This window comes from Tessaracoccus pujii, from assembly GCF_055326215.1.
In genome coordinates this window covers 294,441-302,981 of record NZ_JBUZNP010000005.1, presented here as the reverse complement: position 1 = coordinate 302,981, position 8,541 = coordinate 294,441, and the positions used below count along the sequence as shown (strand labels likewise).

Annotated in this window: 8 protein-coding genes; 2 read left to right on the top strand and 6 right to left on the bottom strand. The window is 71.1% G+C overall.

From position 1 onward, the window contains the following. The first annotated feature begins 109 nt into the window (after window positions 1–109). Window positions 110–1,099: an IS5 family transposase gene (locus ACZK5N_RS09765; RefSeq protein WP_459020358.1), complete on the top strand. Its 990-nt coding sequence runs from the start codon at window positions 110–112 to the stop codon at window positions 1,097–1,099. Window positions 1,100–1,384: 285 nt separating this feature from the next. Here ACZK5N_RS09765 and tsaD read toward each other — a convergent pair whose 3' ends face one another. The 5 genes from tsaD to ACZK5N_RS09740 are packed head-to-tail and all read right to left on the bottom strand — an operon-like array spanning window position 1,385 to window position 6,586. Next, window positions 1,385–2,431 carry a tRNA (adenosine(37)-N6)-threonylcarbamoyltransferase complex transferase subunit TsaD gene (tsaD, locus tag ACZK5N_RS09760; RefSeq protein ID WP_459019091.1) on the bottom strand — a complete coding sequence of 349 codons (1,047 nt, stop codon included), beginning with the start codon at window positions 2,429–2,431 and terminating at the stop codon, window positions 1,385–1,387. After that, window positions 2,421–2,912 (bottom strand): GNAT family N-acetyltransferase, encoded by a 492-nt coding sequence (locus ACZK5N_RS09755; RefSeq protein ID WP_459019090.1) that lies wholly within the window; start codon window positions 2,910–2,912, stop codon window positions 2,421–2,423. The genes tsaD and ACZK5N_RS09755 overlap by 11 nt, the downstream gene beginning before the upstream one ends. After that, on the bottom strand, window positions 2,909–3,556 hold the full coding sequence (gene tsaB / locus ACZK5N_RS09750; RefSeq protein WP_459019089.1) for a tRNA (adenosine(37)-N6)-threonylcarbamoyltransferase complex dimerization subunit type 1 TsaB: 648 nt from the start codon (window positions 3,554–3,556) through the stop codon (window positions 2,909–2,911). Before tsaB ends, ACZK5N_RS09755 begins: the two co-directional genes overlap by 4 nt. Further along, window positions 3,553–4,473, bottom strand: coding sequence for a tRNA (adenosine(37)-N6)-threonylcarbamoyltransferase complex ATPase subunit type 1 TsaE (tsaE, locus tag ACZK5N_RS09745; RefSeq protein WP_459020357.1), 921 nt, complete (start codon window positions 4,471–4,473; stop codon window positions 3,553–3,555). Before tsaE ends, tsaB begins: the two co-directional genes overlap by 4 nt. 22 nt (window positions 4,474–4,495) lie before the next feature. Next, window positions 4,496–6,586, bottom strand: a complete 2,091-nt coding sequence (locus ACZK5N_RS09740; protein WP_459019088.1) for a DEAD/DEAH box helicase — start codon at window positions 6,584–6,586, stop codon at window positions 4,496–4,498. 252 nt (window positions 6,587–6,838) lie between these two features. On the opposite strand from ACZK5N_RS09740, the gene ACZK5N_RS09735 reads away from it, so the two are divergent. Continuing rightward, on the top strand, window positions 6,839–7,975 hold the full coding sequence (locus ACZK5N_RS09735) for a glycosyltransferase family 4 protein (RefSeq protein WP_459019087.1): 1,137 nt from the start codon (window positions 6,839–6,841) through the stop codon (window positions 7,973–7,975). A gap of 3 nt (window positions 7,976–7,978) precedes the next feature. Here ACZK5N_RS09735 and ACZK5N_RS09730 read toward each other — a convergent pair whose 3' ends face one another. Further along, window positions 7,979–8,482, bottom strand: a complete 504-nt coding sequence (locus ACZK5N_RS09730) for a copper chaperone PCu(A)C (RefSeq protein ID WP_459019086.1) — start codon at window positions 8,480–8,482, stop codon at window positions 7,979–7,981. Window positions 8,483–8,541: the final 59 nt, after the last annotated feature.

Here is an 8,541-nt window from a genome sequence, read left to right as displayed (position 1 = left end):
GGGAACCGCTGATTAATGGGCCAGCCTGGTTTGTCGGTGGATGCGCAGTCGGTGGGTGTTTGGCCGGTGAATGGCGTGTTGGCTAGGTAGAATGCTGGTTGTGGATGAGTTGCAGCCGAGTTTGTCTGAGGTCGAGTACGGTCAGCGTCGCCGGGTCCCGAAGCGGGAGGAGTTCCTCAAGCGGATGGACGCGGTGGTGCCGTGGGCGGACTGGGTCAAGCTGATCGAGCCGCACTACTACAACAAGACCCGCGGCAGGCGGCCGATACCGCTCGAGACGATGCTGCGGATGTACCTGCTGCAGGTGTGGTTCCACCTCTCCGACGAAGGCGTGGAAGATCAGATCAACGACTCGTACGCGATGCGCAAGTTCATGGGTGTGGACTTCGCTACCAGGCAGGTCCCTGACGCCACGACCCTGCTGCATTTTCGGCACCTGCTGGAGGAGCACCAGCTGGGTGAGGCGATGTTCTCCGCGTTGAACGCCCGGCTGGAGGCCGACGGTCTGGTCATGCGTGGCGGGAGCATCGTGGATGCCACGATCATCGCCGCACCTTCGTCGACGAAGAACGCCACCGGCACCCGGGATCCCGAGATGCATCAGACCAGGAAGGGGCGCCAGTGGTACTTCGGGATGAAGGCCCACGCCGGGGTCGATGCCGGCACGGGTCTAGTGCACTCGGTGACCGCGACAGCAGCCAACGTGCACGACCTGGACCAGATCACCCATCTGGTGCGCGAGGATGACCAGGTCGTCTACGCCGACGCCGGCTATTCGGGTGTGACGAAACGCCCCGAGATCCGCGGCGACGACCACCTGTCACACGTCGAGTGGCGGGTCGCTGCCCGGCAGGGCACGTGGAGAGCGATGCACCCTCACGAGCAGCGACTCGAGTCGAGGAAGGCGTCGGTGCGGGCGAAGGTGGAGCACGTGTTCCTGATCGTGAAGCGGGACTTCGGGCTGTCCAAGACCCGCTACCGCGGGCTGGCGAAGAACCTGAACCAGCTCCAGGTCGCGATGGCCTCGGCGAACCTGCTGATGCTCGCCCGCGCGAACACGATCGAAACCAGACTCAAGACCGCCGCTGCTACCGGGTAGCCCCTGGCGGCAGCCTGCCCAGAACCGCAGAAAAGGGCCCTGAACAAGGGCCGGAGGGCAAGCAACCGGCCCTCACCGGCCCCACCGGCGGCCCCACAGCCACCGTCAAGCCCACCCCCGGACGGATGCCCCAAATGATCAGCGGATCCTTAGTCGTTGACCGACGGAAGAGGCCCGGACGGGCCGTGTGATTGAAGGAACATAGCCAAGGCACGTTCAAATCGGCTAGAGCAAACCCCGCTTTGACACCAGATCGTTACCGACTTGTGTCCTGGCGCACCAAAATCAGACGACGACCGTGCCCACGGGGAGCCCCGAGTGCGCCGAGATGCCCAGGCCGGACGGCCGCAGGCCGGCCCGGACGGCCTCACTGCCGACGGCGGCGATCATGGCCCCGTTGTCCGTGCAGAGCGCCGGGCGGGGGCGCCTCAGCTCGATGCCCGCCTCGGCGGCCCGCTGCTCGAGGAGGGTGCGGAGCCGGGAATTGGCCGCCACTCCGCCTCCGATGAGGATCGAGCGCACCCCCAGGTGCTGGGCGGCGTCGATGGTCTTGGCCGTCAGGACGTCACACACGGCCTCCTGGAAGCTGGCGGCCACGTCCGCCACCGGCACGTCTCCCCCGTCGAGGCGGCGCTGCTCGACCCACCGTGCCACGGCGGTCTTCAGCCCGGAGAACGAGAAGTCGAAGCGGTGCTTCTCCATGTCGTGGCGCGCGGTCAGGCCACGGGGGAAGCGGATGAAGGTGGGATCGCCCTCCTGGGCGGCCCTGTCGATGACCGGCCCCCCCGGGTAGGGAAGCCCGAGCAGGCGGGCCACCTTGTCGTACGCCTCGCCCGCGGCGTCGTCGATGGTGGTGCCCACCTCGGTGATCCGGGTGGCGATGTCCTCGACGTGCAGCAGCTGGGTGTGCCCGCCGGAAACGAGCAGCGCGAGCGACGGGGTGGGCAGGGGTCCGTGGTCCAGCAGGTCCACCGCGACATGACCCACGAGGTGATTGACGCCGTAGAGCGGCTTGCCGAGGTACGCCGCCAGGGCCTTGGCGGAGGCGAGGCCCACGACCAGAGCACCCATGAGCCCCGGGCCGGCAGTGACGGCGATGGCGTCGAGATCGGAGAGGTCCACGTCAGCCTTGGCGGCCGCGCGTTCCAGCGTGGGGATCAGCGCGGAGAGGTGGGCGCGGCTGGCCACCTCGGGCACCACGCCGCCGAACCGTACGTGGAGTTCCACCGAGCTGGCCACCTCGTTGGCCAGCAGCGTGCGTCCGCGCACGATCCCGACTCCGGTCTCGTCGCACGACGATTCGAGTCCGAGAACCAGGGGCTCACTCGTCATCGCTGTCCTCCTCCATGTCCCACGTGCCAACCGAGTCTGCGTCGACGCCCTCGAGCCGGCGCTCGAGGATGAGCGCATCCGCCCCCGGGCCGTAGTAGTCCGGGCGCGTGGCGACCGCCGCGAAGCCGTAGCCCTGATAGAGCTGGATGGCTGCGGCGTTGCCGCTGTCCACCTCGAGCAGCATCCGGCGCGCGCCACGCCCGATGGCCCACTGCAGGCCTGCCATCAGCATCACTCGGGCGAAGCCGAGGCGGCGCTGCTCGGGTGCCACGACGATGCGGTGCAGGTCCGCGACCTCGTCGACCAGCTGGAACGAGGCCACGCCGACGGTGGCGCCGTCCTGGCGGCGGGCGATGAGCACCAGGCGCCCACCGCCCGTGACCTCCTGGCGCCAGGACTCCTCCGACCAGGGGCGGTCGAAGTGGGCCTCGAGCTCGAGGATCTCCGGTAGGTCCGCTGCGGTGGCGTTCTCGACGATCATCGGCGGGCCCTCAGGCGCGGCAGTGCGGACTTGGGCTTGCCGGGGACGGTGGCGTCCGCGGGACGCAGGTAGAACGGCTCGTCGCCGGCCACCGGCAGCGTCCGCCACCGCGCGGCCATGACCGCGGGGTCCAGCGCATCGGGGCCCCGGACGTCCAGGAGCGCCCGGAAGCTTTCGGGGACGGCCCCGGCGACGGGGAGCGCCGGCACCGCCTCGGGGGCGGACACCTGCGGATCCGACGTGCGGGTGCCGTCGGTGCGGTAGCTGGCCCAGTAGAGCTCCTTACGGCGGGCGTCGGCCGCGACCACGAACTGCGCCGGAGCGCCCGCCTCCGCCCATTGGCGCGCCACCACGTCCAGCGAGCACACCCCGTGGGGCTCCAGGCCCGCTGCATGCGCGAGAGTCCAGGCCGTCGCCACGCCCACGCGCAGCCCCGTGAAGGGCCCGGGCCCCATGCCGACAACCACCTCGTCGAGATCGCGCAGCGTGATGCCGGCGCGTTCGCAGGCGTCCAGGACCGACGGCATGAGTGCCTCCGCGTGAGCCCGGGTGTCGTCCACGATGACGCGGCTGTGCGGCTCGCCGTCGAGGGCCAGGCCCACCGCCACGACGTGGCTGGTGTCGATACCGAGGGTCCAGGTCATGGGATCTCCCTGAGAACGTCGAGTGCCCCGGCCCAGCGGGGCCCGAAGCCGGTGAGGTACACGGTGCGCTCGTCGGAGTCCACGCCCCGGACGATGTCTATCTCCAGGCGGCCGTCGGCCAGCCACTCGGCCAGGCCGTGGCCCCACTCGACGAGGGTGACGCTGTCCGCGAGCGTCGCGTCCAGGTCGATGTCCGCCAGCTCGGAGGGATCACCGAGGCGGTAGGCGTCGACGTGGACGAGGCCCGGGCCCTCTCCGCGGGGCCGATGCACCCGCGAGATCACGAACGTGGGAGAGATGATGGGCCCCTCCACGTCCAGCCCTGCCCCGATGCCCTGCGCGAGCGTGGTCTTCCCGGCGCCCAGGTCACCCGTGGCGACAATGACGTCGCCCTTGCGCAGGACTGCCGCGAGCCGGAGCCCCAGGGTGTGCATGTCACCGGCCGTGGGCACGTCGACGACCACGGGCAGGTCCCGGCCCATGCGGAAACCGTGCGGCTCGGGCGCGATGACGTCGAACCCGTGGTCGCGCCACCAGTCCACGAGTTGCGGGAACTCCTCGCGCGCGAAGAGGGTGGCGCGACGCGCGCCGAGATCGGCCGCCACCGTCAGCGCGCCCTCCACCAGGGACCGCGCGACACCCTGACCGCTCGCCGACGGGAGCACCGAGACGCGCCTCAGCGTGGCCACGCCGTCGGACAGGTCCACCAGAAGCCCGGCGATGATGTGCCCCTCCCGCTCCACCACCACGCCGTAGCCGTCCGTAAGGGCGCGCTCGATGTCTGCCACGTCGTCGGTGAGGGCGTCGGCCGGCGGGTCCACCGGGGGACGCGCCGCGAACGCCTCATGGATGACGTGCAACAGCCGCGGGGCGTCACCCGGATCGGCGATCCGGATCGACAGGGAGGAGGTGTCCATCACGGGTCCAGAGCCTACGGCCTCACCAACGGTCCCTGCGGCCCCCGCGCTGCTGGCCGCGGCCGCCTTCGTAGCGACGGCCACCACGGCCGCCACCCTCGGGACGGCGACGCTGTGCCTGCTTCGGCGCGATGAGTGCGAGGTAGTCCGCCTCGGCGATCTCCACGCCCGACGTGGGGCGGGCGCCGGTGGCCTCGCGCAGTTCGGCGGATCCGGGTTCCACCTCGATCGCCCTGGCCTTCACGCCGGCCTGGCCGAGCAGGCGCTCGGTCATCTTGCGCTGGTGCGGCAGGACCACGGTGGCGACCACACCCTCCTGCCCGGCGCGGGCGGTGCGCCCGGCACGGTGGAGGTAGTCCTTGGAATCGTGCGGCGGGTCCACCTGCAGCACGAGGGTCACGTCGTCGACGTGGATCCCCCGGGCCGCGACATCGGTGGCGACCAGGACGGGGACCGTACCCTCGCGGAAGGCCGTCAGGATGCGCGACCGCGCGCCCTGGGTGAGGCCACCGTGCAGCGATCCGGCCATGACGCCCGCCTCGCGGAGCTGCCCGGCGATCCGGTCCGTCCCCAGCTGGGTGCGGGCGAACAGGACGGTGCGTCCGTCGCGGTTGGCGATCTCAGCGGTGATCTGGTTCTTGTGGTGCGGGCGCACGATCAGCGGACGGTGCACCATCGTCGTGACCGAGGCCTGGCTCGAGTCCACCTCGTGGGTGACCGGATCGTTGAGGTAGGTCCGCACGATCGAATCGACGGCGGCGTCCAGGGTGGCGGAGAACAGCAGGCGCTGCCCGCCCTCGGGCGTGGCGTCGAGGAGCGTGCGCACCTCCTTGGTGAAGCCGAGGTCAGCCATGTGGTCCGCCTCGTCGAGCACGGAGATCTGCACCTGGCTGAGGTCGGCGGCGCCCTGTTCGAGCAGGTCGATCAGGCGGCCGGGGGTGGCGACGACCACGTCCACGCCGCGCTCGAACGCGCGGATCTGCGGACCGTAGGCCATGCCCCCCGCGACCAGCGTGAGGTCCAGCTTCATGGCGGCGGCCAGCGGGGAGAGGACGTCGGCGATCTGCAGCGCCAGCTCCCGGGTGGGGGTGAGGATCATGGCCCGCGGCGAGCCCGCGGAGGTGCCCTCGGCGAGGCGCGTGAGCATGGCCAGCCCGAAGGCGAGCGTCTTGCCCGAGCCGGTGCGGCCACGGCCCAGCACGTCGCGGCCGGCGATGGCGTCGCCGATGGTCGCGGCCTGGATCGGGAAGGGGGCGGTGATCCCCTGGCCCGCCAGGACCCGCACGAGCGGCTCGGCGACGCCGAGCTCGAAGAAGCCCGACGCCACGTCTCCCTCGACGGCCTCGGCCGTCGTGGCGGTCCAGCTCATCTGGTCCGCGTCGGGGGCGTCATAGGAATCCGAACGCGGGGCGCGGGTGTCCGGCCGGGAGTGTCCGCGGCGCTCCTCGTGGCCGCGCGCCTCGTGCGGGCGGCGGACATCGACGTGCGGGGGCATGGAGCTGCGGCGGTAGCCGCTGGGGCGCTCGCCCCGGCTGTCGCTGCGACGGTCGTCGCGGTCTCCCCAGCGGGGGCGGTCGTCACGGGCGGGGCGGTCGTCGCGCGCCGGGCGGTCGTCACGGCGAGCCGCGGGGCGGTCGTCACGGTCTCCCCAGCGGGGGCGGTCGTCACGGGCGGGGCGGTCGTCGCGCGCCGGGCGGTCGTCACGGCGAGCCGCGGGGCGGTCGTCACGGTCTCCCCAGCGGGGGCGGTCGTCACGGGCCGGGCGGTCGTCGCGCACCGGGCGGTCCTCGAAGCGACGGGGACGGTCCTCGTAGCGGTCGGTGCCACGCTGGCGGTCGTCACGGTCTCCCCAGCGGGGGCGGTCGTCACGCACCGGGCGATCGTCGCGGCGTGCCGCGGGGCGCTCGTCCCGGGGCCGGTCGTCACGGCGCTCGTCGGCGCTCTCGGGCTTGGCCACGTACGGCTTGTCGCCGAACTCCAGCGCGCGGCGCTGCTTACGGTTGAGGGGAGCGCCCTCCGTCGGGGCGTCGGAGCGGCCGCGGCGCTGGGCCTTGAGGCCCTTGGCTGTGCGTTGTTCGGCCGACCAGCGGTTTTTCGGGCGTGGTGCGTTCATGATGGGTAGGTCCTCTGCGGGGGTAGTGGGCCCTGGATTCGGGCCGCTCGGGCCCACATCGGGGCCCCTCGATTTGCCCGCTCATCTGTCACACGCTGGCGTTAATCGCCTTACCGGGCCACCCGAGTCTATGCTGTCGCGGCGGATTCTCCGAATCGAGGCTCCCGGCGTCCCCGGGAACGTCACCCACCGTTCACCGGCCGTTCGCCTCGACGTGGGGGCGTGGACATCTCGATACGTAAGATTGGGGCTGTGCGAGTCGCCATCGTCGCGGAATCCTTTCTTCCGAGTGTCAACGGGGTCACCAATTCCGTGCTGCGCGTACTCGAGCATCTACGGGCCACAGGCCACGAGGCCATGGTCATCGCACCCCAGGCCGGAGACCGCACCCCCCAGGACTACTGCGGCTTCCCCGTCGAGACCGTCACCAGCGTCGGGCTTCCCGGATACGACATGGTCCGCGTGGTCACCACCCCGGCCCACACCATCGGCCGGATCCTCACCGGCTTCGCCCCGGACGTCATCCATCTGGCCGCACCCTTCGTCGTGGGATACAAGGCGGCCACCGTCGCCGCCAGACTCGGCATCCCGATGGTGGGCATCTACCAGACCGAGATCCCCACATACGCGGCCCGCTACGGCTTCCCCCATCTGGAGCCCCTCCTCTGGCATCACGTCCGCCAGGTCCACTCGCTGGCGTCGCTGAACTTCGCGCCGTCGACGTTCGCGCGGGACCAGTTGATCGAGCAGGGCGTGCCGCGCGTCGGCGTCTGGGGCCGCGGTGTGGACTCGGCGCGGTTCGATCCCCGGAAACGCAGCGCCGCCTTCCGCGCGCGCCACGCCCCCGACGGCGAACGGTTGATCGGCTACATGGGGCGGCTGGCGACGGAGAAGCGCGTCGAGGACCTAGCCGCGATCGCGGACCTTCCCGGCACGCGTCTGGTGGTCATCGGCGACGGCCCGCTCCGCGCGCAACTCGAGGCCACGCTCCCCGGCGCCGCCTTCCTCGGCGAACTGACCGGCGAGGACCTCCCCACCGCACTGGCCAGCCTGGACCTCTTCGTGCACCCCGGGGAGCTGGAGACGTTCTGCCAGTCCATCCAGGAGGCGAAAGCCTCAGGCCTCGCCGTGATCGCTCCTCGACGGGGCGGCCCGATCGATCTGGTGGACCAGTCCCGCACGGGGTGGTTGTACCGCCCGGGAGACCTCACGGCGATGCGGGGCCACGTCGTGGACCTCATCGGCGACGACGCGAAGCGCGCCGCGTTCGGCCAGGCGGCCCGACGCTCCACCGTGGACCGCAGCTGGGACAAGGTCTGTTCGGAACTGGTGGGCCACTACCGCAAGGCCGTGGGCCTGTCGGTCCGCGGTTCGCAGCTCGTCGCCTGAGGCTCAGCCCTCGTCGGTGGGCGCGTGCGTGTGGTAGGCGTCCTGCTCCTCGGTGAATTCCTTCACCGGGGCGACGAGCTCGATCGTCTGTTCGTCGTCGAAGGTCAGCGTGCAGACGATCTCTTCGCCGCCGGCGGCCAACTCGGCCGTCAGCCCCATGAGCATGACGTGCGGGCCCCCGGGCGCCAGATGCTGGTGCTCGCCGGCGGGGACGGGAAGCCCACCTTCGGCCTCCTGCATCACCATCTGACCGTCCACCTTGACCATCTCGTGCAGCTCGACCTTCCCTGCCACGTCTCCGCAGTCGGCCGCGACCAGCATCCGATCCTCCTCCGACGGGTTGGTGAGGCTGACGAACAGGGCGGTCATCTCCGGCATCTCCGTGCCGACCGTGGCGCGGACCCAGGGGTCCGCGGCGATGATCCCGGGGGTGGCACTCTGCGCGGCGGGCGAGCAGGCTGCGACGGCGACGGTGGCGAGGGCTGGGACGAGTAACTTCCACTTCACGTGGTGGAGCATACCCGGAAATCGATACCCCCGGGGGTACCCCTCCGGGGGTATCGACG

Coding starts and splice junctions, on each gene's coding strand:
- tsaD (WP_459019091.1), bottom strand. CDS start 2,431: ATGACGAGTGAGCCCCTGGTTCTCGGACTCGAATCGTCGTGCGACGAG.
- ACZK5N_RS09755 (WP_459019090.1), bottom strand. CDS start 2,912: ATGATCGTCGAGAACGCCACCGCAGCGGACCTACCGGAGATCCTCGAG.
- tsaB (WP_459019089.1), bottom strand. CDS start 3,556: ATGACCTGGACCCTCGGTATCGACACCAGCCACGTCGTGGCGGTGGGC.
- tsaE (WP_459020357.1), bottom strand. CDS start 4,473: ATGGACACCTCCTCCCTGTCGATCCGGATCGCCGATCCGGGTGACGCC.
- ACZK5N_RS09740 (WP_459019088.1), bottom strand. CDS start 6,586: ATGAACGCACCACGCCCGAAAAACCGCTGGTCGGCCGAACAACGCACA.